Annotated in this window: 21 protein-coding genes; 12 read left to right on the forward strand and 9 right to left on the reverse strand. The window is 59.4% G+C overall.

The window, feature by feature from the left end; genetic code table 11:
• Positions 1-96: 96 nt before the first annotated feature.
• Complete coding sequence (gene cobS / locus N6L24_RS01530; RefSeq protein WP_271842879.1) at positions 97-1,083, reverse strand: cobaltochelatase subunit CobS; 987 nt, start codon at positions 1,081-1,083, stop codon at positions 97-99.
• Between the two features lie 288 nt (positions 1,084-1,371).
• Between cobS and msrB the strand changes: the two genes are divergently transcribed.
• Together msrB and N6L24_RS01540 are read left to right on the forward strand one after the other, a co-directional pair.
• Positions 1,372-1,845 carry a peptide-methionine (R)-S-oxide reductase MsrB gene (gene msrB / locus N6L24_RS01535; RefSeq protein WP_271842880.1) on the forward strand — a complete coding sequence of 158 codons (474 nt, stop codon included), beginning with the start codon at positions 1,372-1,374 and terminating at the stop codon, positions 1,843-1,845.
• 143 nt (positions 1,846-1,988) lie between these two features.
• Positions 1,989-2,552: a fasciclin domain-containing protein gene (locus N6L24_RS01540; protein WP_271842881.1), complete on the forward strand. Its 564-nt coding sequence runs from the start codon at positions 1,989-1,991 to the stop codon at positions 2,550-2,552.
• Positions 2,553-2,633: 81 nt separating this feature from the next.
• On the opposite strand, the gene N6L24_RS01545 is transcribed toward N6L24_RS01540, so the two are convergent.
• Positions 2,634-3,254 (reverse strand): J domain-containing protein, encoded by a 621-nt coding sequence (locus N6L24_RS01545; protein WP_271842882.1) that lies wholly within the window; start codon positions 3,252-3,254, stop codon positions 2,634-2,636.
• A gap of 72 nt (positions 3,255-3,326) precedes the next feature.
• On the opposite strand from N6L24_RS01545, the gene N6L24_RS01550 reads away from it, so the two are divergent.
• A complete protein-coding gene (locus N6L24_RS01550; RefSeq protein ID WP_271842883.1) occupies positions 3,327-3,584 on the forward strand; it encodes a BolA family protein in 258 nt (85 codons plus the stop codon).
• Between the two features lie 2 nt (positions 3,585-3,586).
• On the opposite strand, the gene N6L24_RS01555 is transcribed toward N6L24_RS01550, so the two are convergent.
• A complete protein-coding gene (locus N6L24_RS01555; RefSeq protein WP_271842884.1) occupies positions 3,587-4,036 on the reverse strand; it encodes a DUF4177 domain-containing protein in 450 nt (149 codons plus the stop codon).
• A 192-nt stretch (positions 4,037-4,228) separates the two neighbouring features.
• Here N6L24_RS01555 and N6L24_RS01560 point away from each other — a divergent pair, with 192 nt between their 5' ends.
• Complete coding sequence (locus N6L24_RS01560; RefSeq protein ID WP_271842885.1) at positions 4,229-5,641, forward strand: cryptochrome/photolyase family protein; 1,413 nt, start codon at positions 4,229-4,231, stop codon at positions 5,639-5,641.
• A 15-nt stretch (positions 5,642-5,656) separates the two neighbouring features.
• Here the strand turns inward: N6L24_RS01560 and gatB are convergent, their stop codons facing one another.
• The 3 genes from gatB to pepN form a co-directional block, all read right to left on the reverse strand.
• Entirely contained in the window at positions 5,657-7,168 is a 1,512-nt protein-coding gene (gatB, locus tag N6L24_RS01565; protein ID WP_271842886.1) for an Asp-tRNA(Asn)/Glu-tRNA(Gln) amidotransferase subunit GatB, read from the reverse strand.
• Between the two features lie 96 nt (positions 7,169-7,264).
• The gene (locus N6L24_RS01570) at positions 7,265-8,569 is read right to left on the reverse strand and encodes a hypothetical protein (RefSeq protein ID WP_271842887.1); all 1,305 of its coding nucleotides are present in this window, start codon (positions 8,567-8,569) and stop codon (positions 7,265-7,267) included.
• A 203-nt stretch (positions 8,570-8,772) separates the two neighbouring features.
• Entirely contained in the window at positions 8,773-11,322 is a 2,550-nt protein-coding gene (gene pepN / locus N6L24_RS01575; RefSeq protein ID WP_271842888.1) for an aminopeptidase N, read from the reverse strand.
• Positions 11,323-11,497: 175 nt separating this feature from the next.
• Between pepN and N6L24_RS01580 the strand changes: the two genes are divergently transcribed.
• From N6L24_RS01580 to N6L24_RS01595, 4 genes are all read left to right on the forward strand, one after another.
• Positions 11,498-13,636, forward strand: coding sequence for a malate synthase G (locus N6L24_RS01580; protein ID WP_271842889.1), 2,139 nt, complete (start codon positions 11,498-11,500; stop codon positions 13,634-13,636).
• Between the two features lie 9 nt (positions 13,637-13,645).
• Positions 13,646-14,719, forward strand: coding sequence for an agmatine deiminase family protein (locus N6L24_RS01585; RefSeq protein WP_442872575.1), 1,074 nt, complete (start codon positions 13,646-13,648; stop codon positions 14,717-14,719).
• Between the two features lie 89 nt (positions 14,720-14,808).
• The gene (locus N6L24_RS01590) at positions 14,809-15,237 is read left to right on the forward strand and encodes a GlcG/HbpS family heme-binding protein (RefSeq protein WP_271842891.1); all 429 of its coding nucleotides are present in this window, start codon (positions 14,809-14,811) and stop codon (positions 15,235-15,237) included.
• 112 nt (positions 15,238-15,349) lie between these two features.
• Positions 15,350-16,123, forward strand: coding sequence for a gamma-glutamyl-gamma-aminobutyrate hydrolase family protein (locus N6L24_RS01595; protein WP_271843457.1), 774 nt, complete (start codon positions 15,350-15,352; stop codon positions 16,121-16,123).
• Here N6L24_RS01595 and N6L24_RS01600 read toward each other — a convergent pair.
• Positions 16,120-16,902, reverse strand: coding sequence for an SDR family NAD(P)-dependent oxidoreductase (locus tag N6L24_RS01600; RefSeq protein ID WP_271842892.1), 783 nt, complete (start codon positions 16,900-16,902; stop codon positions 16,120-16,122). The genes N6L24_RS01595 and N6L24_RS01600 overlap by 4 nt on opposite strands.
• 103 nt (positions 16,903-17,005) lie before the next feature.
• On the opposite strand from N6L24_RS01600, the gene N6L24_RS01605 reads away from it, so the two are divergent.
• Entirely contained in the window at positions 17,006-17,623 is a 618-nt protein-coding gene (locus N6L24_RS01605) for a TetR/AcrR family transcriptional regulator (protein WP_271842893.1), read from the forward strand.
• Here the strand turns inward: N6L24_RS01605 and N6L24_RS01610 are convergent, their stop codons facing one another.
• Positions 17,624-18,337 (reverse strand): helix-turn-helix transcriptional regulator, encoded by a 714-nt coding sequence (locus N6L24_RS01610; protein WP_271842894.1) that lies wholly within the window; start codon positions 18,335-18,337, stop codon positions 17,624-17,626.
• An 87-nt stretch (positions 18,338-18,424) separates the two neighbouring features.
• On the opposite strand from N6L24_RS01610, the gene N6L24_RS01615 reads away from it, so the two are divergent.
• A complete protein-coding gene (locus N6L24_RS01615; RefSeq protein ID WP_271842895.1) occupies positions 18,425-19,360 on the forward strand; it encodes an alpha/beta fold hydrolase in 936 nt (311 codons plus the stop codon).
• A 10-nt stretch (positions 19,361-19,370) separates the two neighbouring features.
• On the opposite strand, the gene N6L24_RS01620 is transcribed toward N6L24_RS01615, so the two are convergent.
• Entirely contained in the window at positions 19,371-19,742 is a 372-nt protein-coding gene (locus tag N6L24_RS01620; RefSeq protein WP_271842896.1) for an MmcQ/YjbR family DNA-binding protein, read from the reverse strand.
• Positions 19,743-20,010: 268 nt separating this feature from the next.
• On the opposite strand from N6L24_RS01620, the gene N6L24_RS01625 reads away from it, so the two are divergent.
• Both N6L24_RS01625 and N6L24_RS01630 read left to right on the forward strand, forming a co-directional pair.
• On the forward strand, positions 20,011-21,585 hold the full coding sequence (locus tag N6L24_RS01625; protein WP_271842897.1) for a Re/Si-specific NAD(P)(+) transhydrogenase subunit alpha: 1,575 nt from the start codon (positions 20,011-20,013) through the stop codon (positions 21,583-21,585).
• A gap of 13 nt (positions 21,586-21,598) precedes the next feature.
• Positions 21,599-23,032, forward strand: a complete 1,434-nt coding sequence (locus N6L24_RS01630; protein ID WP_271842898.1) for an NAD(P)(+) transhydrogenase (Re/Si-specific) subunit beta — start codon at positions 21,599-21,601, stop codon at positions 23,030-23,032.
• The last annotated feature ends 3 nt before the right edge of the window (positions 23,033-23,035 follow it).

Genomic DNA, 23,035 nt, shown 5'->3' on the forward strand with positions numbered 1-23,035 from the left:
CGATCTACCTTGTTCATTCACATCGACGGGGGCAAGGGGCGGCGCACCGCCCGGCTTGCTGTCTGCTTTGGCCTGCGAGGTCAGGCCCCCCGGGCTTTAGCCCAGGCTCAGGCTTGCGGCGCTTTCTGGCAGCTCTTCGTCAAACAGGCGCTGATAGAATTCAGCAACGGTCTGGCGCTCAAGCTCGTCACATTTGTTCAGGAAGCTGAGGCGGAAGGCATAGCCGATGTCGCGGAAAATCTCGGCGTTTTGCGCCCAGGCAATCACGGTGCGCGGGGACATGACTGTCGACAGATCGCCATTCATAAAGGCGGTGCGGGTCAGATCCGCGACCGTTACCATCTGCTTGATCGTCTTGCGGCCCGCTTCGGTGTTGTAATGCGGCGTCTTGGACAGAACGATATTGGTTTCGGCATCGATGCTCAGATAGTTGAGCGTCGCCACCAGAGACCAGCGGTCCATCTGCGCTTGGTTGATCTGCTGTGTGCCGTGATAGAGCCCGGTGGTGTCACCCAGGCCCACGGTGTTGGCCGTGGCAAACAGGCGGAAATACGGGTGCGGGGTGATGATTTCATTCTGATCCAGCAGGGTCAGCTTGCCGTCATGTTCCAGCACGCGCTGGATCACAAACATCACGTCGGCGCGGCCGGCGTCATATTCGTCAAACACAATCGCCACCGGGTTGCGCAGCGCCCAGGGCAGAATGCCTTCGTGAAATTCTGTCACCTGCTTGCCGTCGCGCAGTTTGATGGCGTCTTTACCGATCAGGTCGATCCGGCTGATGTGGCTATCAAGGTTCACACGCACTGACGGCCAATTCAGCCGTGCAGCCACCTGTTCGATGTGGGTGGATTTACCGGTGCCGTGATAGCCCTGGATCATCACGCGGCGGTTGTGGCCAAAGCCCGCAAGGATGGCGAGCGTGGTGTCCGGGTCAAATTTATAGGTCGGATCCACAGCGGGCACGCGGTCGGTCCGCTCTGCAAAGCCTTTGACCGTCATATCCGTGTCGATGCCAAACACATCGCGTACCGAAATGGTCTCGGTGGGTTTTGCGTTGATGTCGGTCATGCCATCCGCCATGTCATTGTCCTTCTTGCATCGGCCTTGGCCGCGTCATCTCTGAGTATGGGTGCAACATATCGTTGCGCCGCGCGAGGGAAAGGGAAAAAGCGTCGTTTCCGGGATGCTGCGCCGGAAAACTCTGCGGAACGGGCCAAGTGGCCCCATAGAAACGCGCCAACTGGGCGCATCGGCGAAGGTAGGGCGGGCCTCACGCGGATGTGAGGCGTTTTGCTTTGCAATCCAGCCTCTGATTTTTGACTGTGGCACCAACCGTGCTGCCCGCACATTGCCAAAGGATTGCTGATCATGACCCGCCGAGAACTGCTGCTAGGGGGCGTTGCCCTATCTGTTATGGGCGGATGGGCCGCATCGCGCGCCAGCGCGGCGGGCACGTTTGAGGTCACGCGCACCGAAAGCGAATGGCGCGCCATGCTGACGCCGTTGCAATATAAGGTAATGCGCGAAGAGGGCACTGAGCGTGCCTTTACTTCGCCGCTGGACAAAAATTGGGCCGATGGCACCTATCACTGTCGCGGCTGTGACCTGCCGCTTTATTCTTCAGAACACAAATATGACAGCGGCACCGGCTGGCCGAGTTTCTATCGCGTGATGAAAGATGCCATTGGCACCAAGCCGGACCGCATCCGCCTGCGGGTCTATACCGAGGCCCATTGCCGCCGCTGTGGCAGCCATTTGGGCCATATCTTTGACGATGGTCCCAAACCCACCGGCAAACGTCATTGCATCAACGGTGTGTCGCTGGTGTTCAAGGCCGCATAGCGCGCACGCCTCAAAAGGCAAAGTCGCCCTCAACACAATGAAGTGATGGGAAAAGCCGCGCGCATTCTGATCCGAAACCTCAGGCACTCCGTATCCCCTGCATACCCAACGCGATGTTGGGCGAATTTGACAGGAGATATAGAATGCAACTCGTTAAAACTCTGGCGCTTGGCTTCACACTTGCAGCAGGTACGGCCTTTGCGGGCAGCCACGCAGCCAAGGAAAACCCGATGGTTGGCGGCGCAAAGATGATGGCGGATATGAACATCGTGGAAAACGCGGTGAACTCTGCTGATCACACCACGCTGGTTGCCGCAGTGGGCGCAGCCGGTCTGGTTGAGACGCTGCAAAGCGAGGGGCCATTTACCGTGTTTGCACCGACCAATGCCGCGTTTGACGCGCTGCCCGCGGGCACTGTCGACACGCTGCTGAAGCCGGAAAACAAGGAGATGCTGACCAAGATTCTGACCTGCCATGTTGTGGCGGCCGACGTGATGAGCGAAGCCCTGGTGGGCATGATCTCGGATGCAGATGGGGCCTATGACATTGAAACCGTTGGCGGCTGCACCCTGACCGCTATGGTCGAGGGCGAGATGGTGAAAATCAAAGACGAAAAAGGTGGCATGGCCACCGTGACCATTGCGGATGTCAAACAATCCAACGGTGTGATCCATGTGATCGACGCGGTTCTTCTGCCTGCTGAATAAGTCAGCTGGCATTGCCGCTGAACACGAAGGGCCACCCATGGCATTCATGGGTGGCCCTTTTTTCTATTTTGGAACAGTCGCTTATTTAAAGCTGTTGCTGTCCTTGATCTGATCCCAGGCCCAGACCACCTCTTGCAGCTGTTCTTCCTGGCTGCGGTCGCCGCCATTCATATCCGGGTGCAGCACTTTGATCAGCTTTTTATAGGCTTTGCGGATCTCGGCCTTGGACCAATCATCCTTGGCCTCAAGAATATCAATGGCGCGGCGCTCGGTTGGAGGCAGGCGGCGGCCGACGGCGTGGCGGCCCGGGTTCTGCGTGGCATTGCCGCCCAGCACCTGATGCGGATCCTCAATGCCCAGGCGTGCCCAAGCGCGCGCCTCGGGGTCATCCATGCGCTTTGTCTCACGCTCCCAGACTTTGTCTTTGGATTTCTGGGCGTTGGTCTCGGCCTCGGTCTTGCCCTCAAAGAAGCTCCACTGCGCGTTATACTCGCGCACGTGGTCTTTGCAGAACCAGCGATATTCATCCAGAACATCCGGTGCTTTGGGCGCACGGTATTTGCCGGCCTCTTCGCAACCATCCTTTTCACAGACACGTGTAGAGGTGGCGGACTCCCCAGACATACTGCGTCGCCCGCGCGGATTTTTCTTCTTCGCGGAAGAGACAGACATGTCAAAACCGAAGGGATCTGTTTTTGCCATGGTTCACCTTTTCGACTCGAAGCCGAGAGTTTAATCTATTGGTCGCCAGATTGAAGGGGGCAGATAGAAAAAATGCGCGTCAAAGATGAAATTCATGAGCGGTTGTCCGCAGCTTTCCAACCACGGGAGCTGCAGGTGGTCGATGACAGCGAAAGCCACCGTGGCCATGCTGGATACCAAGAGGGCGGTGAAAGCCATTTCAACGTGAGAATTCGGTCAGAAGCCTTTGAAAATAAGTCACGTTTGCAGCGCCATCGCGCGGTGCATGAGGCGATTGGCAAGGATCTGGTAGCCCGCATTCATGCGCTGGCGCTGGATATCGACAGCTAGGATTATTCGGCTGGCAGGTCTTTTTTCGCGGCCCGTGCCCGGTTGCGCAGGGCGGCGGGCAGCGCGCTGGGTTTCTCTGCGTGCAGGGACGCGGGGGCGCTGTCCTCTTCGGTGTCCTGTATCGGCGGCTCTGCCGGTTCTGCTGGCATGTCGGTGACATTGGCCGCTTCTTGAATAGGCAGTGGGTCTGCGACCACAGGTACCTCAGCGACAAGCGCCTCTTTCAGGCGCCGGAACACCATCACGCTGCGAAAAACCGTTGTGGTGCTGCGCAGCCCGCTGCGTTCTTCGCTCGGTAGGGTTTCGCTGCGCCAGAATTCCCAGCGGTCCGCCGCCAGGTCATTCATCAACGTTTCCAGCGCATATGCAAAACGCGCCTCGGGCTTTTTCACACCGCGCGCCTTGCGGCCCTTGCTGGGGGCAGGCACGACTTTGTACTCGTACAGATCCATCGGTATCTTCCATCTGGGGCGCGTTACGCGGCGGGGTTTAGCAAGCTTTCGGCAGGCTGTCTGGCCCGATTGCGCCCAACGCGCAGATTGCGGCAGCTCTGTTGCCCAAAAATCCCAGCCTGAAGAACTTGGAATTTTCTTTCATCCAAATGATTTGGCGCTACGTATGCCAAGAGACGAATAGGGGGACTTATGCCAGAGAATGCGCCAATTTTGCTGTGGATGCGCCGTGACTTTCGGCTTGCCGATCATCCGGCGCTGGCCAAAGCGGCGGCTTTGGGACGGCCTGTGGTGCCGGTCTTTGTGCTGGACGAGGTGGCCGAGACCTATGGCGCAGCCCCCAAATGGCGGCTTGAAGCGGCGATCAGGCATTTTGCGGCGGAGCTGGAAAAAATCGGATCGCGCCTGATCCTGCGCCGGGGCGGCGCGCAAGAGGTGTTGCTGGCGCTGGCTGCGGAAATTGGGGCCAGCCAAGTGCTGTGGACCCGCGCTTATGACCCCGATGCCATTGCGCGGGACACGCGCGTTAAGGCGGCGCTGAAACAGGCGGGGTATGCGGCTGAAAGCCTGCCGGGCCATTTGATGTTTGAACCCTGGGATGTCGCGCCAAAGCAGGGCAATTATTTCAAGGTTTACAGTGCCTTCTGGCGCGCGGTCAAAGAACGCCCGGTGGCGGATCTGTCCGCGAAGGCGACGCAGTTGACCGCGCCAAAGCAGTGGCCACACAGCGACGATCTGGCTGGCTGGCAGCTCTCGCGCGCCATGAACCAGGGCGCAGCGGTGCTTGCGAAATACGCAGTGGTCGGCGAGGCGGCGGCGCAGGCGCGGCTGGATCAGTTTATCGACACCGCAATTGACACCTACAAAGAGGCGCGCGATTTCCCGGATCGCCCCGCCACCTCGGGCCTGTCGGAGAACCTCGCCTGGGGGGAGATCAGCCCGGCGCGTCTTTGGTTTGCGGGGCAACGGGCACTGGAGGCAGGCGCAAAGGGCGCGGAGCATTTTCTGAAAGAAGTGGTCTGGCGCGAATTTGCCTATCATCTGGTCTATCACACCCCGCGCATCACTTCGCAGAACTGGCGCGGTGAATGGGATGGGTTTGGCTGGTCAGAGGCCGAGGATGCAGCGGTGAGGCGCTGGCAACAGGGGCGCACTGGCGTGCCTTTGGTCGATGCGGCCATGCGCGAAATGTATGTGACCGGCACCATGCACAATCGCGGGCGCATGATTGTCGCGTCCTATCTGACCAAACACATGCTGACCCATTGGCGTATCGGCCAGAAATGGTTTGAAGATTGCCTGATTGATTGGGACCCCGCGGCCAATGCCATGGGCTGGCAATGGGTGGCCGGGTCGGGCCCGGATGCCGCGCCCTATTTTCGGGTGTTCAATCCGCAGCTTCAGGCCAAGAAATTTGACGCAGACAGCCGTTATGTCAGCCGTTTTGTGGCAGAGCTGGTCGACACGCCCGCCCGCGAAGCGCTTGATTTCTATGCGGCCTGTCCTCGGTCTTGGGGGCTGACGCCCAAGGATGATTATCCTGATCCAGTGGTCGGCATAGACGAAGGCCGCAAGCGTGCGCTCGCGGCCTATGAAAATCGGTGATCGGGTAGGGTGCGCTTAGCCTTTCAGCTTTTGCGCCACCAGCTGGTTGACCGCCTTTGGGTTGGCCTTGCCGCCGGTGGCTTTCATCACCTGACCGACAAACCAGCCCGCGAGCTTGGGGTTTTCCTTGGCTTTTTCGACCTGCGCCGGATTGGCGGCGATGATCTCATCCAGCGCCGCCTCGATGGCGCCGGTGTCTGTCACCTGCTTCATGCCGCGCGCATCGACGATTTCAGCCGGATCACCGCCCTCGGTATAGACGATTTCAAACAGATCCTTGGCGATCTTGCCGGAAATTGCATCCGAACTGATCAGATCAATGATCCCGCCCAGCTGCGCAGGCGACAGCGGGCTTTCGGTGATGGTTTTGTCGTCTTTCTTCAGACGCCCAAAGAGTTCGTTGATCACCCAGTTGGCGGCCAGTTTGCCATTGCGCCCGTGGGCGACCGATTCAAAATAGGCGGCGTTTTCAGCCTCTGCGGTCAACACGGATGCGTCATATTCGGACAGGCCGAAGTCATTGACGAAACGCGCTTTTTTCTCGTCAGGCAGTTCGGGTAGCGCGGCGGCAATATCGTCCACCCAAGCCTGTTCAATCTCAAGTGGCAGCAGGTCAGGATCGGGGAAATACCGATAATCATGCGCCTCTTCTTTGGACCGCATGGAGCGGGTTTCGTTTTTGTCCGCGTCATACAGGCGGGTTTCCTGATCCACGGTGCCGCCCGCTTCGACAATGGCGATCTGACGGCGCGCTTCGTATTCGATGGCGGCTTGGATAAACCGCATGGAGTTCATGTTCTTGATCTCGCAGCGCGTGCCGAGATGCGAGAAGTCCTGCGTTTCCATGTATTTTTCATACTGACCTGGACGGCAGATCGACACGTTGACGTCCGCGCGCAGGTTGCCGTTTTGCATATTGCCATCGCAGGTGCCGAGATACCGCAGGATCTGGCGCAGCTTGGTGACATAGGCGGCGGCTTCTTCGGGGCCGCGGATGTCCGGGCGGCTGACGATTTCCATCAGCGCCACGCCAGTCCGGTTGAGGTCCACAAAGGACATGTTCGGGTCCATGTCGTGTACGGATTTGCCGGCGTCCTGTTCCAGGTGAATGCGCTCAATGCGCACCTTGCGGGCCACACCCGGGCCCATATCGACGATAATTTCACCTTCGCCGACAATCGGATGATAAAGCTGGGAAATCTGATAGCCCTGCGGCAGATCCGGGTAGAAATAATTCTTGCGGTCAAAGGCGGATTTCAGGTTGATATCCGCATTCAGACCCAGGCCGGTGCGCACGGCCTGCTCAACGCAGTATTCGTTGATGGTGGGCAACATGCCGGGCATGGCGGCATCCACAAAGGACACATTGGCGTTCGGCTCTGCGCCGAATTTCGTCGAGGCCGCAGAGAAGAGTTTCGCGTTGGAGCTGACCTGCGCGTGCACTTCCATCCCGATCACAAGTTCCCAGTCATGTTTCGCGCCCGCGATGACTTTGGGTTTCGGGGTTTCGTATGTCAGGTCCAGCATCTGCCGTCGCTCCATTTTCCTGTGTCAGATCGCGTTCTAAGACAGGGCGCGGGCCGGGGCAAGAGGCACCGCGCGCGAAAGGGGCGGCAGGGGCCGTCAGGGTTGAATTTCGGTAATGCCATCTGGGCCGAAATGGATCGTCAGCCCGTCTTCCAGCCCCGTCATAAAGGGCTGCGCAACCGCGTTCATTGCCAGGGCGCGGCCTTTTTGGGCGAGCCGCTCGATTGAGACAGAGCGCACGCCATTGTCAAACCCAAGTTCCGCATGCCCCCAGATCAGCGGATGCAGCTCGCGCAGGTGATCCTGCACCACTTGATCAAACCCTGCGCGCAGGGCGGCAGATTTCTTCATGTCCTCACCGCCCTCACGCGCCAACTGGCGGCAGGCCTGCCAGGCGCAATACAGCTGGGCGGCGATAAGATTTGCCATGGCCTGATCGCTGCGGCGTTCCAGAATATCAAAGGCCCCGTCCAGGAAATAGTCGACATCAATGTGCGCCAGCGCGGCGGGGTCGGTCAGGCTGGCGTCAAACCAGACCCAGCAATAGCCGCCAGCCCCCCAGAGGTCATAGGTGCGCGCGGCGGTGCGGCGCGCCTCAAGGTCCAGCGCGGCATGGCTGCCGTACCATTGGGGCAACATATAGGTGCCAAGCGCCCGCATATGGCGCGGGTTCTCTGGGTCCAGATCAATCAGGTCCTCAAAATCATCTGCAATGCGCTCGCCTGGATAGTCTGCCGCGGGCAACAGCGCGCAGCGCGCGGCCGACAGGGCTGCGGAGTTGAGCTCATGGGCACTGAAGCCGTCCAGAATCTCTTCGGCGCGGGCGAAATGGGCCAAAAAGGCTTCGCGGTTGGTCTGGTTCAGGCTGGCCTCGGCTACGGTGCCACGCCAGGCCCAGCCGATGTCGATATGCATATGGGCCACGATCAGCGCCAGCGCATAATCTTCGGGGAATTCTGTCAGCATCAGTTCCAGATCTTCGATGCCTTCAAAGAAATTGGAATCCTTGGCCGGTTTGCCGTGCAGCAGCGCGTGTTCCGCCGCCGCGACGACATCAGAACGGGCGCCAAACAGCAAGAGTTCGGACACCGGCGTGCCCTGCGGCGTGGTCTCGCGCGCCTGATCGGCGTCGCGGATGCGTTCACTCAGCGAGTCCCAGCGCTCTTGCCGCGCCAGGAACTGCCCCAGATCGCGCACATCCGTGTCGCCGCTCATCTTCAAAGAGGCGTTGTTCACCGGGATCTTGATCTGGTCAATCAGGTTGGCAGAGCTTGCCACATGGGTTGGCAGAAAGGCCAGGGGGGCATCATCCGCAGGCGGAGAGAACTTGCGCGCGATGGCCAGGATCGGTTCGGGCAATTTGAGTTTTGTCAAAACCGATTTCTGCGGAATGAATTTCATGGCGGGCTCCTTAATCTGGAGCCTTTGTGGACGTCAATTTGGGCGGGAAATGGGCGCGAGATGGGAAAGACGCGGACCATTGCCGATGCAAATTGGGCAATTGTGCAGCAGCATGGCTGCAATCTATGGGGAAGTTCTCGACTGTTTCGAAAAAGCGCACAGTGCGTCGTCGGCTGCGCGCTTTTTCGCTTATCCTAAGAGGCTTAGCCGAGAATGCGGCTGACCATCTCTGTCGTGTCCGGGCTGAGATTCGGTGTGGACAAGATTCGCTCAAGTTGCGCGCGGATCAGGGCCTGCCGCTTGTCATCATAGCGTTTCCAGGTCTGAAAGGCGCTGCACATGCGCGCCGTGGTCTGCGGGTTCAGCGCATCCAGTTTGATCAGCCAATCGGCCAACAGCGCATAGCCTGCGCCGCTTGGTTCGTGAAAGCCCGCATGATGACCCGCCAGCGCGCCCATGACCGCGCGGAAGCGGTTGGGGTTCTTCATGTCAAAATCAGCATGTTTCGTTAGCGCATCGGTGACAGCCACAGCCTCAGAGGGTTTGGCCATCGCGATTTGCAGGCCAAACCATTTGTTGATCACCAGCCGGTCGTCTTGCCATTGATTGTAAAATGCCGTGACCGCCGCGTCGCCTTTGCCCAGATCAATCAGTCGGGCGAGGGCCGAGAGCTGCTGGGTCATATTGTCGGCGCTCTCATACTGCGCCTGCGCTGCTGCGCCGCCATCAAGGCGCGACAACAGAGATAGTGCCGCATTGGCCAACGCCCGTTTGCCTGCGCCTTCGGCATCAGGTGCATAGGACCCCGGTGTCTGGTGATCTGCATAGAGCGCTGGCAGCACATCGGCAAAGGCTTCGGCCTTGGCTTGCCGCAGCGCCTCGCAGGCGCGGTGGATGGCGTCCGGGTCGGGGATATCGCCGGCTGCCGCCAGAACCCCGGCCAGTTCGGTTTCGGTCGGTTGGGCCAGCATCAGCGCCCGATAGGCCGGATCAAGCCCGGCGTCGGTGAGCAGCGATTTCAATCCTGCAAGATAATCGGAATTGGGCGCAGCGCCGTCGCGGATCATCGACAGCAACGTGTCGCGCGCCAGCTCGCGCCCGGCTTCCCAGCGGTTGAACGGATCGGTGTCATGCGCCAGCAAAAACGCGCGGCGCGCATTGTCGATGTCTTGCTCTAACATTACGGGGGCAGAGAAGCCCCGCAGGATCGAAGGCACAGGCCGCGCGCCAAGGTTATCGAAGGTAAAGCTTTGCTCTGCCTCGGTCAGTTCCAGCACTTGGGTTGGGTGGGTTTCATCGCCATTAGGGCTAAGCAGGCCGACCGCCACAGGGATCACACGCGGGTCTTTCACGTCTTGGCCCGGTGTCGGCGCAGTGGATTGCGACAGATGCAGCGTAAAGGTGCTGCCATCCCAGTCTTCGCGCACGCTGACCTTTGGGGTGCCTGATTGGCTGTACCAGAGTTTGAATTGGCTGAGGTCACGCCCGGTGCTGTCCTCAAACACCTGTATCCAGTCCTCGATCGTGGCGGCATCGCCATCGTGGCGGGTGAAATAGAGATCCAGCGCCTTATAATAAGCGTCATGGCCAACCAGCGTTTTCAGCATACCGATCACTTCAGCGCCTTTTTCATAGACGGTGGCCGTGTAGAAATTGTTGATCTCTTGGAACTCTTCGGGCCGCACCGGATGGCTCAGCGGGCCTTGATCCTCGGGGAACTGGCGCGCGCGCAGGGCAATGACGTCTTCGATACGTTTCACCGGCGCGCTGCGCATGTCTGAGGTGAACTGCGCGTCGCGATACACAGTCAGCCCTTCTTTCAGGCAGAGTTGAAACCAATCGCGGCAGGTGATGCGGTTGCCGGTCCAGTTGTGGAAATATTCATGGGCGATGATCGCCTCAATGCGTTCAAAATCCGCATCGGTCGATGTGGCTTGCGAGGCGAGCACACAGGAGGAGTTAAAGACATTGAGGCCCTTGTTTTCCATCGCGCCCATGTTGAAATCATCGACGGCCACGATGTTAAAGATATCTAGGTCATATTCACGGCCATAGACATCTTCGTCCCATTTCATCGAATCCTTCAGCGCTTGCATGCCAAAGGCGCATTTATCCTCATCGCCGGGGCGCACATAGATGTTCAGCTCAACCTCTTTGCCGGACATGGTGGTGAAGGTGCCGGGAAAATTGACCAGATCGCCCGCGACGAGGGCAAAAAGATAGGCGGGCTTTTTCCACGGGTCGGACCATTCGGCAAAGCCATCACCCTTTGCGCCCGGATTGCCGTTAGAGAGCAACACCGGCTCTGCCCCTTCAATGCGCACATCAAAGGTGGCCATCACATCGGGACGATCTGGGTAATAGGTGATCTTACGAAAGCCCTCAGCCTCACATTGGGTGCAATACATGCCGTTTGACATATAAAGCCCCTCAAGCGCGGTATTGGTCGCGGGGGAAATTTCCACCTCGGCTTCAAACACAAAGGGGGCGTCGGGCACTGTGGCGGTCAGGCCGGTCTCTGTCACCTCTGGGTCAATCGCTGCGCCGTCAATCTTGGCAGAGATCAATTTCAGCTGCTCACCATGCAGAAAGAACGTTTTATCCGTCGCCGCGGGATTGGGGCGGAACTGAATGCGCGACAACACGCGGGTTTCGGTGGGGTGCAGCTTGAACGTCAAATGCACACTGTCGATCAGATAGCCGAAGGGGGTGTAATCCTTAAGGTAGATCGTCTGGGGGGCTGCATCGCGCATGTGGGGCTCCGTAATGTCTGTTGGGTTAGATGTAATAGGCCTGCGCTGCGCTGCAAGCGGAATGCGGGGTCACGTCGCGTTCTGCGCCCCGAGGCTGCCACGCGGCACGAGACAGTTGTTGACCTTGACGCAATCGCCTATCACTCTCGCAAAGGGTTTAAAAAGGGGTAGCGCTATGTCACGTATTGAAAAATCCGGCCTGCAGGTCTCTGCGGAATATGTGGATTTCATTGAAAATGACGCACTGCCCGGTACCGGCGTCGCGCCAGAGGCTTTCTGGCAAGGGCTGAGCGAATTGGCCCATGAGTTTGGCCCGGAAAACGCCGCGTTGCTGGCCAAGCGCGAAGACCTGCAACAGAAGATTGACGCCTGGCACATTCGCCACCGCGCCCAGCCCCATGATCCGGCGGCCTACAAGGCCTTCCTGCAGGACATTGGCTATTTTGTGCCCGAAGGTGATGACTTTGAGATCGACACAACCAATGTCGATGCCGAAATTGCGCTTGTGCCCGGTCCGCAGCTTGTGGTGCCGGTGACAAATGCGCGTTATGCGCTGAACGCGGCCAATGCGCGCTGGGGCTCGCTCTATGATGCCTATTACGGCACCGACGCGCTGGGCAGCCTGCCCGAAGGGCGCGGCTATGATGCGGCGCGCGGCGCGGATGTGGTCGCAGCGGCCAAGGCGCATCTGGATGCCGCTGTGCCCTTTGACGGCTGCGCCTGGGCCGAGGCGACGGGGTTTGACTTTCAGGATGGCACATTTGTTGCGCTGACGGCCAAAGGCGCCATGCCGCTCAAGCGTCCGCAGCAATTTCGCGGCATCACCGAAGATCTGTCGCAGATCATCTTTGTCAAAAACGGTTTGCACATCCGTGTGGTGATCAACGCGGGCCACCCCATTGGCAAGGACGACCCGGCCGGCATCGCCGATGTCATTCTGGAAAGCGCGGTTTCGGCGATCATGGATTGCGAAGATTCCGTGGCCTGTGTGGACGCAGAAGAAAAAGTGCAGGCCTATCGCAACTGGCTTGGCCTGATGAAAGGCGATCTGGAGGCGCGGTTTGACAAAGGCGGCAAACCCCAGACCCGGCGTCTGGCCGAGGATCTGACCTATAAGACCACCGCGGGCACCGAACGCACCTTAAAGGGGCGCGCCTTGCTTTGGGTGCGCAACGTCGGGCATCTGATGACCAATCCGACGGTGCTTGACCGCAGCGGTGAGGAGATTTTCGAGGGCCTGCTGGACGCGCTGACCACGGTGGCGATTGCCATGCATGACCTCAAGCGCAGCGGCGGCAACTCTCTCAAAGGGTCAGTCTATGTGGTCAAACCCAAGATGCATGGGCCGGATGAGGTCGCCTTTGCGGATCGGATCTTTGCCAAGGTCGAAGATATTCTGGGCCTGCCGCGCCATACCGTGAAAATCGGCATCATGGACGAGGAGCGTCGCACCTCGGTGAACCTGAAGGCATGCATTCGCGCTGCCAAATCGCGGGTCGCCTTTATCAACACCGGGTTTTTGGATCGCACCGGCGATGAAATCCACACCTCGATGGAGGCTGGGGCGTTTCTGCGCAAGGATGACATCAAAACCCAGCCCTGGATTGCCGCCTATGAGGCGCTGAATGTGGATATCGGGCTGGAATGTGGCCTGAAGGGCCGGGCGCAGATCGGCAAGGGCATGTGGGCCATGCCCGATATGATGCAGGCGATGATTGCGCAAAAGATCGGCCACCCCAAGGCCGGCGCGACCTGTGCCTGGGTGCCAAGCCCCACCGCCGCGACACTGCATGCGCTGCATTATCACTTGGTAGATGTGATGGACGTGCAAGATGGGCTGCGCGCAGAGGGGCGGCGCGCTTCTGTCGATGACATCCTGAAAATCCCGCTTGCCCAAAACCCCGACTGGAGCGCCGAAGACATTCGCCGCGAAGTGGAAAACAACGCGCAGGGCATTCTGGGTTATGTGGTGCGCTGGGTCGATCAGGGCGTGGGCTGCTCTAAAGTGCCGGACATCAATGATGTCGGCCTGATGGAGGATCGCGCGACCTGCCGGATTTCCTCGCAGCATATCGCCAACTGGCTGCACCATGATGTGGTGACGGCGCAGGACGTCATGGGCGCGCTGCATAAGATGGCCGCCGTGGTCGATGCGCAGAACGCAGATGATCCGCTCTATCAGCCGATGGCCCCGGATTTTGATGGCGTTGCCTTCCAGGCGGCCTGTGATCTGGTGTTCAAGGGGCGCATGCAGCCTTCGGGCTATACCGAGCCGGTCTTGCACGCCCGCCGGCTTGAACTGAAAGCGCAATAAGCCGTGCGCCTGACGCGCCGACAGATGATAAAGGCGGGGACGGCGGCTGCGCTTGCCGCTGGGGGGAGGCCCGCGATGGCAAAGACCTTTGAGGTTTCGCGACCTTATGTGCCGCCCGAAGAGGCGGCGCATGCGCTGACCTTCATGCAATGGCCCAGCAGCCGCAAAGTCTATCGCGAGCGCTGGGCTCTGAAAGAGGCGCAGGACGCCATCCTGCGCATTGCCAATGCCATCGCCGATTTTGAGCCGGTGGTGATGCTGGCCGATGCAGGCTTGCACGCCAAAGTGCGCCCGCAGCTGGCGCAGAATGTGACGCTTTGGGATGTGCCGACCGATGACCTTTGGTGCCGGGACTCTGGCCCGTTGTTTGCCTGGCACAATCGGGCGCTTTGCGTCAGCCATATTCAGTTCAATGGCTGGGGCGGCAAGCAGGTCCATGGCAGCGATGCGCTGGTGGCCGCGCGCGTGGCCGAGCGGCTGGGCCTTGATTTGTTGCCCAGCGGCCTGAGCGGCGAAGCGGGCGGGGTTGAACACGACGGGCAGGGGCTTTTGATGGCGCATGCCAGTTCCTGGCTTGGCCGCAGCCGCAACCCGGGCCTCAGCCGCAATGACATCGGGGCACGTTTACTGCGCGCGTATGGCGCGGATCAGATCATCTGGTCAGACGGGGTCGCCGGGCTTGATATCACCGATTATCACATCGACAGCCTGGCGCGCTTTACCGGTGCGGGCCGCGTCCTGATGAACCTGCCACAGGTGCCGGACCCGGAGGACCCCTTTCATCAGGCCGCGCTCAGAACGCACGACCGTTTGTTAGGCGCGGGTTTGACCGTCGATGTCATCGCAGAGCCAGAGGCCCCGCGGGTGCGTGATCTCGACTTCGTGGCGTCTTATGCCAATTACTATGTCTGCAACGGGGCGGTGATTGCCGCGCAGTTCGGCGATGCCGAGTATGACGCCGCAGCCGCCCGGGCGCTCGCCAAACACTTTCCTGACCGCGCCATCGTTCAACTTGAAGTTGATGCGCTTGGCTATCTGGGTGGCGGCATTCACTGCGCGACGCAGCAGATGCCACAGACATAGACTTTGCGCATTTGACCTGTTTCAATTTGCGCAAAAGTGAGGCATCTTGGCCCTGCGCAAAACGATTACGTAGTTAGTTTGAGGGTAGAATGGCCGAAATCAACATTCGCAAAGCACGCACCATCATTCGGAAAACGCTGGAAAAAGGACGTGAGATGGATCTGCAGCCACTTGCGGTTGTAGTGGTGGATGCCGGTGGCCATGTGATCGCCTTTGAACGCGAAGACGGCAGCCCTCCCGGGCGCTTTCCAATCGCGCAGGGTAAGGCCTATGCGGTGGTGATGATGGGCAAGGGCGGCGAGGCCCTGCACAACCATGCGGAGCAACGACCTCAATTTGCGGGTGCGCTGGCCAGCGTCTATCACGGACAATATATCCCCGTTCCGGGCGGCATTCTTGTGCGCAGCAAGAAAGGCGAGGTTCTGGGGGCGGTCGGCGTCAGCGGTGACACCAGCGCAAATGACGCAGAGGCCGGTCTTGCCGGGATTCTCTCTGCCGGTCTGCTGGGCGAAGCCTAAAGGCGCGTTCCGGCGCAGCCCTGCGGATTTGCACAGATCTTTGCGCATGATTTCCTATGGTTATCGCGCGGGGCTGATGTAAGCTGATGGCATGGAACGTGAAAGGACACCCATGCAGCGCCCTGTGATCGGCATCATTGGCAATCAATATCTGATCGACGGGCATTACCCTGCCCATACCGGTGGCAAGATGAATTCAGAAGCGATCGCAGCTGTGGCAGGCTGCATGCCGTTGCTGGTGCCTGCAGATCCGCGATTGGTGTCGGTGCCTGAATTGTTGACCTGCTGCGATGGTTTTTTGCTGACCGGGGGGCGTCCGAATGTGCACCCCAGTGAATATGGCGAAGACGTCACCGAGGCCCATGGCGAATTTGATCAGGCCCGCGATGCCATTGTCCTGCCACTGGTGCGGGCCTGCGTTGAAAGCGGGCAGCCCTTCTTGGGTATTTGCCGCGGCTTTCAAGAGGTCAATGTGGCGATGGGCGGGTCGCTATACCCGGAAATTCGTGATCTGCCGGGCCGCCAGAACCACCGGATGCCGCCCGATGGCACGCTGGAGGAAAAATTCGCGCTGCGCCATGAGGTGAAATTTACCCCGGGCGGCGTGTTTCATCGGCTGATGGGGGCAGAGCGGGTGATGACAAACACGCTCCACGGGCAGGGGATCAAACGTGCTGGCGCGCGCGTCGTCATTGACGGACATGCCCCGGATGGCACACCAGAGGCGACCTATATTCAGGATGCGCCGGGATTCACGCTTTCTGTCCAGTGGCACCCAGAATGGAACGCGGCGGCGGACCCTGTCAGCCGCCCCTTGTTTGAGGCCTTTGGCCATGCCGCGCGCGCCTGGGCACAGGGGCAGGCGGTACCGGTTGCGGCCATTTAGGCCGCTTTTTGCTGCATGCCTTTGATCATGCGCAGCACCATGCGGCGCGGCAGCAGCGGTGTGACCCAGTTCAACAGCAGAGACAGGCGACGTTCGTTGATCACCACCAATTTGCCTTTCATCATCCCGTCATAGCCTATTTTGGCAACGCTGGCCGCGCTTGCGCCTTTCTGGTCGGACAGACCTGTACCGGCCAGATCGGCGGTCGCGACAAATTCAGTGTTAACAAGACCGGGGTTAAGCGATGTGACCGTCACGCCCAATGCGCGCAGCTCTTCGTCTAGGGCCTGGCTGTAGGACATGACAAAAGCCTTGCTGGCAAAATACACCGCCTGCAGCGGGCCAGGCATCATCGCGGCGGTTGAGGCCACGTTGAGAATGCGGCCTTGTCCTGCCTTGGCCATTTTGCGCGCAAAGGCGTGGGTAAGCTCGGCGAGGGCCTGAACGTTGAGGCGGATCATCGCCGCTTCATCTTCCCAATTGCGCTTGATGTGCAGCCCGTGGCCGCCAAAGCCTGCGTTGTTGATCAGAATATCCACGGCCAGGCCGCGGTTTTCGACTTCGGCAATCAGCGCCGCAGCGCCACCAGCCGCCGCCAGATCGCAGGCGATCACATCGGCCGTGATGCCATAACTCTCGCGCAGTTCCTGCGCCAGCGCTTCCAGCGCGGGCAGGCGGCGCGCGGTCAGGATGACATCGCCCCCCTGCGCCGCGTGATAGCGCGCAAATTCTTTGCCAATGCCCGACGAGGCCCCGGTGATCAGTGCGGTCTGTGCCATGGTCTGTCCTTTCAAGATCGGTTCATTAGACGTTCTGACATATTTAGCGTAAAATGTCAGGATGTCAATTGACAAAATTTATCCAAACTGTCAGAACGTCTAAATGCACAGTAACGACCCAATCGAACACCCGCCTGAAACGGCTCAGCTTGATGATCCCAAGGCGACCGCCATTTTGCATGCGGCCTTTGCCACCTTTAGCCTCTATGGCTACCGGCGCAGTGCCATGGCAGATATCGCCAAGGCAGCGGGCATTTCGCGCGCGGCGCTTTACCTGCATTTCAAGAACAAAGAAGATATCCTGCGCGGCATGATGCAGCGGTATTACCAGGGCGCAGAGATCGACTTTGCCGCCGCACTCGGCGCGCCCGGCGTGGTGATGTCGCAATTGCAAAACGGGTTTGCGGCCCTTTCGGGCGAGACGTTTCGCCAATTGCTGAATGCGCCGCATGGGCATGAGCTGCTGGACGTCAAAGCCGAAGCTGGCCCGGTCGTGGCGGAGGGGGAGGCGGCGCTGGCGCGGGTCTTGGCGCAGTATCTGCGAGACGCCGAAGCGGCGGGCCGCATTTCACTGGACCTGATTGGCGCAGATGCTGATGCGGCCGCAGGGGTAATGATGCAGGCCTATAAAGGGCTGAAACAAGATGGCCCCAGCTACGAGGTGTTTTGCGAAAAACGCGATCAGCTTGCACGGATCTATGCGGCGGCGCTGATGCGCTAACTACGCATATCTGACGCGCTTGATTCCAGCCTCAAACGCAACATGGCGGCGCGCGAATTTTGTGTCGTCCAGACATTGCGGCGCGCTGATCCGGTCCATACGGAAATGCCGAAACGCCCCGCGTGCCGGATCCCAAGCCACCAAATACCACAGCGGCGGCAGGATCAGCATCGCTTGCGGTTCAACCTGCCGAATGGACGTCTGTCCCTTGGCGTCGCGATACTGAAATTCCAACAGATGCTGATGCAGAAACGCGGGTTCAACGGCGCTGAGCAACGCGGCATCCATCGCCCCCATGTGTGATGTGTCGACACCGGCGGCAAGCGGGCCGATCCAGAGACACTGCATCAGGCGGCGCAAATCGCGCACTTTGTCGGCGGGCAGGGCGCGTTCGATCTTGGCCAGCCCGGCATCCGCCAATGCGCCAAACGGCAGCTGCGCGGCGGCGCGCATACTGGCAACAGAAATCACCAGCGCAAAGACCTCGGGAACAGACAGGCGCGGTGTGGTCTGAAGGGATTGTGGGTCCAGATAAAGCCCGCCGCCGCGCCCCGGCTCGGAATGGATGACAAACCCCAGATCGCGCAGGGCGGCAATGTCGCGCAACAGCGTGCGGCGCGAGGCCCCGACCTCCTGCGCAAGCTCGGCGAGGGTGGCAGTGCCAGCGCGGCGCAGGCTGCGAATGATGGCGTCATGTCGGGCTCGGATGGTCATGGCAGCAGTATAGCAAGAAAGGTGCCAAATTTTGGCACCTTTTTCTGGCACACCGCACTGCGAGACTCAAAAACAGGAAGTAAGTCTATGACAGATTATCAGAAATTCCCGGAGCCGAAGATGATTTCGGCCAATGGCGTGACGCTCGAAGTGTTCGAAGCTGGGGCGGAAAACGCCGGAAATCCCATCGTTTTATGCCACGGATGGCCCGAAATCGCCTATTCTTGGCGGCACCAGATCCCGGCGCTCGTGGCGGCGGGCTACCATGTGATCGCGCCCAATCAGCGCGGTTTCGGTGGTTCGTCCTGCCCGAACGAGGTGACGGCCTATGACATCACATGCCTCACCGGCGATCTAATCGGTCTTTTGGATCACTATGGCTATCAGGATGCGGTGTTTGTTGGCCATGACTGGGGCGCGAATATTATCTGGTCCCTCGCGCTGTTGCACCCGACGCGCGTGAAAAAGATCATCAACCTGGCGCTGCCCTATCAGGCCCGCACCGAGGTGCCGTGGATCACTTTTATGGAAGCCGTGTTTGGACCGGACCATTACTTTGTGCATTTCAACCGTCATCCCGGTGTCGCGGACGCGGTGCTCGATGCCCATAGCGCGCAGTTTCTGAACAATCTTTTTCGCAAAGACCTGCCGCCGGCGCCGCCACCTGCGGGCATGATGATGATCAATCTTGCCAAGGCGGATGCCGCTTTGGGGCAGCCGATCCTGACCAATGCGGAATTGGCGGTTTATGTTGCCGCTTTTGAGGCGTCGGGGTTCACCGGCGGGATCAACTGGTATCGCAACCTTGATCGCAACTGGAATATCCTGGCGGATGTTGACCCCATTGTGCGCGCCCCGGCGCTGATGATCTATGGCACGCAGGATATGATCCCGCCGTCAGACACCCTGACGGATTTTGTGCCAAATGCTGAGGTCATCCACCTGCCGTGCGGCCATTGGATTCAGCAGGAACTGCCCGCCGAAACCACGCAGGCCATGCTGCGCTGGCTGGCGGCGGACTAGAGGCGCTGCGTCATTGCACGTCGGGCTCCGGGATCCCGAGCTCGGCGCGTTTCTTTTTGGACAGCCCTTTGCTGACCAGCGCGTAGGACAGGCGAATGTGGTCCTTCAGCTCTGCATCGGGCAGGCCCGGGGTGTCGTATTGCTGCAGCCATTTCATCCCGCGCGAGGCCAGATAGGGGGCGGGGCGAACGCCCGGCTGGCCTTGCAGCACCTCAAAGGCGAGCGGCGTGACCTTGAAGGTAAAGGCGTCACGCCCGTCCGCCCAGCCGCAGATGGCAAACACCTTGCCACCGACTTTCCAGACGTCAGCATTGCCCCACTGCACAACATGGCTGGTCGCGGGCAGTGCAGCGCAGAAATTTTGAAATTCGTCACGTGTCATAGCCGGGCCTTTTGTGTTTCATCAGGTTGCGCCGAACCAGACGCCGGTACAAGCGCGCGTTGATCGGGTGCCAAAGGTCAGCCATATGTTAGCGCTGTGCTTTTGCGGGATTGCAAGGCTCTCTCGTATAACTACGGGTAAGTTCGCCGCATTTCTTGCAAAAACACCAGCAGTCACTTGTGAATATGTCCGCCAGACAGTATGCAAAATTCCAATCGGCACAGACCGAACCGGGGGAATAGGAAGTTCTGTTAAGGGGGACTGGAACGTGAAAATCGGAACGCCAAAGGAGATTTTTGAGGGTGAGGCGCGTGTCGCCATGACCCCGGACTCCGCCATGCAACTGCAAAAGCTTGGATATGAGTGTCTCATCGAAAAAGGCGCAGGGGAGGCTGCGGGTTTTTCGGATGCTCTTTACGAAGACGCAGGCGTCACGGTGGTTAAAACCGCCGCCGCGCTGTGGAAAGAGGCGGACATTATCGCCAAGGTGCGTCAGCCCGAAGAGGTGGAGCTGAAGCGCCTGAACAAATCCAAGACGCTGATATCCTTCTTCAACCCAGCCGGGAATGAAACCGGCATGGAGATGGCCAAATCCAAAGGCGCGAATGTCATCGCCATGGAAATGGTGCCGCGGATTTCGCGTGCGCAGAAAATGGACGCTTTGTCCTCCATGGCCAATATCGCCGGCTATCGCGCGGTGATCGAGGCGGGCAACAACTTTGGTCGCTTCTTTACCGGACAGATCACCGCCGCGGGCAAGGTGCCACCGGCCAAGGTTCTGGTTGTGGGCGCAGGGGTGGCCGGTCTGGCCGCCATCGGGACGGCAACGTCGCTGGGCGCTGTGACCTATGCGTTTGATGTGCGTCCCGAAGTGGCAGAGCAAGTTGAATCCATGGGCGCGGAATTCGTCTATCTCGACTTTGAGGAAGAGCAGCAGGATGGCGCGGCCTCTGGCGGTTATGCCTCTGTGTCCAGCCCCGAATTCCGCGAAGCGCAGTTGGCCAAGTTCCGCGAGCTGGCGCCAGAAGTGGACATCGTGATCACAACGGCGTTGATCCCGAACCGCGAAGCGCCTGAGCTGTGGACCGAAGATATGGTCGCAGCGATGAAGCCAGGCTCGGTGATTGTCGATCTGGCCGCCGAAAAAGGCGGGAACTGCAAGCTGACCGTCAAAGACGAAAAAATCGTCACCGACAATGGCGTGACCATTATCGGCTATACCGATTTCCCGTCCCGTATGGCGGCGCAGGCCTCCAGCCTCTATGCCACCAACATCCGCCATATGATGACCGACCTGACCCCTGAAAAAGACGGTCAGATCAACCACAATATGGAAGATGACGTGATCCGCGGTGCGACTGTGACGTTTGAAGGTGATATCACCTTCCCGCCACCCCCGCCAAAGGTGCAGGCGATTGCCGCGCAGAAACCCAAAGAGGTTGCGCCAGAGCTGACCCCAGAAGAAAAGCGCGCCGCCGAAGTCGCCGCGTTCAAAGCGCAGACCAAACAGCAAGTGACCTTGCTGGCGATTGGTGGCGCGTTGATCTTGGGGGCAGGTCTGTTTGCACCGGCCAGCTTTATGCAGCACTTCATCGTGTTTGTTCTGGCGGTCTTTGTTGGCTTCCAAGTGATCTGGGGCGTGGCGCACAGCTTGCACACACCGCTGATGGCTGTGACCAATGCGATCTCTTCGATCATCATTCTGGGTGCGCTGATGCAAATCGGCTCCGGCTCGTTCCTGGTGATCCTGCTTGCCGCGCTTTCGGTCTTTATGGCCGGGATCAATATTTTCGGCGGCTTCCTCGTGACACGGCGCATGCTCGCCATGTTCCAGAAATCTTAAGGAGACGGGGACAATGGAATTTGGTTTTACAACAGCGGCTTATGTGGTCGCAGCGGTTCTTTTCATCCTGTCTTTGGGTGGTCTGAGCGGTCAGGAAAGCGCGAAACGCGCGGTCTGGTATGGCATTGTTGGTATGGCGCTTGCCGTTGTGGCAACGCTGATTGGTCCGGGCTCTGGTCTGTGGCTTTTGTCGATCCTGCTGATCATCGGCGGCGGCTCTATCGGGTATTATGTGGCTAAAAAGGTCCAGATGACCGAGATGCCTCAGCTGGTGGCAGCGATGCACTCTCTGGTGGGCCTGGCAGCGGTTTTTGTGGGTTTGATTGCCCATATCGAACTGGGCCGAGTCCTGGCGATGGACGAGGCCGAGAAAAAAGCGCTCGAAGGTTTTGCGGCACTTTTGGCCAAGAAAGATGGCGTCGAAGTCGGCATCCTGCGGGTTGAGCTGTTCTTGGGTATCTTCATCGGTGCGGTCACTTTTACCGGCTCTGTCATTGCCTATGGCAAACTGGCGGGCAAGGTTTCGTCGGCGGCAACCAAACTGCCGGGCGGTCATGTACTGAACGCGGGCGCAGCGGCGCTCTCGGTGATCTGTCTGATCTGGTACTGCAACACAGGGGGCATTTTGCCACTGACCCTGATGACCATCGCAGCGCTGTTCATTGGCTATCACCTGATCATGGGGATCGGCGGCGCGGACATGCCTGTGGTTGTCTCGATGCTGAACTCTTACTCCGGTTGGGCCGCGGCGGCGATTGGCTTCTCGCTGGGCAATGATCTGTTGATCGTTGTGGGTGCGCTGGTTGGCTCGTCAGGTGCGATCCTCAGCTACATCATGTGTAAGGCGATGAACCGGTCGTTCGTCAGCGTTATTCTGGGCGGCTTTGGCGGTACCACTGGTCCTGCTATGGAAGTGGAAGGCGAGCAGATCGCAATCGATGCGGATGGCGTTGCCACCGCGCTTGAAGAAGCGGATTCTGTGATCATCATTCCGGGCTACGGCATGGCGGTGGCGCAGGCACAGCAGAATGTGGCGGAACTCACCCGTCGTCTGCGGGCCAAAGGCAAGAACGTGCGCTTTGCAATCCACCCGGTTGCGGGGCGTCTGCCGGGGCATATGAACGTGCTCTTGGCCGAAGCCAAAGTGCCCTATGACATCGTGATGGAAATGGACGAGATCAACGAGGACTTCCCGGAAACGGATGTGGCGATCGTGATCGGCTCTAATGACATCGTGAACCCTGCGGCGCAGGAAGATCCGAACTCCCCCATCGCGGGCATGCCGGTTCTGGAATGCTGGAAAGCCAAGCAGGTGTTTGTCTCGAAACGGGGTCAAGGGACCGGCTATTCCGGCATCGAAAACCCGCTGTTCTACAAAGAGAACACCCGCATGTTCTATGGCGACGCCAAAGCATCGCTGGACACGCTGCTGGGTCTGATCAGCTAAGGC

This window comes from Cognatishimia sp. SS12 (assembly GCF_028369055.1).
Classification (GTDB): Bacteria; Pseudomonadota; Alphaproteobacteria; order Rhodobacterales; family Rhodobacteraceae; genus Cognatishimia.

Bases quoted from the DNA above. Each gene is read 5' to 3' on its own strand.
- cobS (WP_271842879.1), bottom strand. From the start codon at position 1,083: ATGGCGGATGGCATGACCGACATCAACGCAAAACCCACCGAGACCATT.
- msrB (WP_271842880.1), top strand. From the start codon at position 1,372: ATGACCCGCCGAGAACTGCTGCTAGGGGGCGTTGCCCTATCTGTTATG.
- N6L24_RS01540 (WP_271842881.1), top strand. From the start codon at position 1,989: ATGCAACTCGTTAAAACTCTGGCGCTTGGCTTCACACTTGCAGCAGGT.
- N6L24_RS01545 (WP_271842882.1), bottom strand. From the start codon at position 3,254: ATGGCAAAAACAGATCCCTTCGGTTTTGACATGTCTGTCTCTTCCGCG.
- N6L24_RS01550 (WP_271842883.1), top strand. From the start codon at position 3,327: ATGCGCGTCAAAGATGAAATTCATGAGCGGTTGTCCGCAGCTTTCCAA.
- N6L24_RS01555 (WP_271842884.1), bottom strand. From the start codon at position 4,036: ATGGATCTGTACGAGTACAAAGTCGTGCCTGCCCCCAGCAAGGGCCGC.
- N6L24_RS01560 (WP_271842885.1), top strand. From the start codon at position 4,229: ATGCCAGAGAATGCGCCAATTTTGCTGTGGATGCGCCGTGACTTTCGG.
- gatB (WP_271842886.1), bottom strand. From the start codon at position 7,168: ATGCTGGACCTGACATACGAAACCCCGAAACCCAAAGTCATCGCGGGC.
- N6L24_RS01570 (WP_271842887.1), bottom strand. From the start codon at position 8,569: ATGAAATTCATTCCGCAGAAATCGGTTTTGACAAAACTCAAATTGCCC.
- pepN (WP_271842888.1), bottom strand. From the start codon at position 11,322: ATGCGCGATGCAGCCCCCCAGACGATCTACCTTAAGGATTACACCCCC.
- N6L24_RS01580 (WP_271842889.1), top strand. From the start codon at position 11,498: ATGTCACGTATTGAAAAATCCGGCCTGCAGGTCTCTGCGGAATATGTG.
- N6L24_RS01590 (WP_271842891.1), top strand. From the start codon at position 14,809: ATGGCCGAAATCAACATTCGCAAAGCACGCACCATCATTCGGAAAACG.
- N6L24_RS01595 (WP_271843457.1), top strand. From the start codon at position 15,350: ATGCAGCGCCCTGTGATCGGCATCATTGGCAATCAATATCTGATCGAC.
- N6L24_RS01600 (WP_271842892.1), bottom strand. From the start codon at position 16,902: ATGGCACAGACCGCACTGATCACCGGGGCCTCGTCGGGCATTGGCAAA.
- N6L24_RS01605 (WP_271842893.1), top strand. From the start codon at position 17,006: ATGCACAGTAACGACCCAATCGAACACCCGCCTGAAACGGCTCAGCTT.
- N6L24_RS01610 (WP_271842894.1), bottom strand. From the start codon at position 18,337: ATGACCATCCGAGCCCGACATGACGCCATCATTCGCAGCCTGCGCCGC.
- N6L24_RS01615 (WP_271842895.1), top strand. From the start codon at position 18,425: ATGACAGATTATCAGAAATTCCCGGAGCCGAAGATGATTTCGGCCAAT.
- N6L24_RS01620 (WP_271842896.1), bottom strand. From the start codon at position 19,742: ATGACACGTGACGAATTTCAAAATTTCTGCGCTGCACTGCCCGCGACC.
- N6L24_RS01630 (WP_271842898.1), top strand. From the start codon at position 21,599: ATGGAATTTGGTTTTACAACAGCGGCTTATGTGGTCGCAGCGGTTCTT.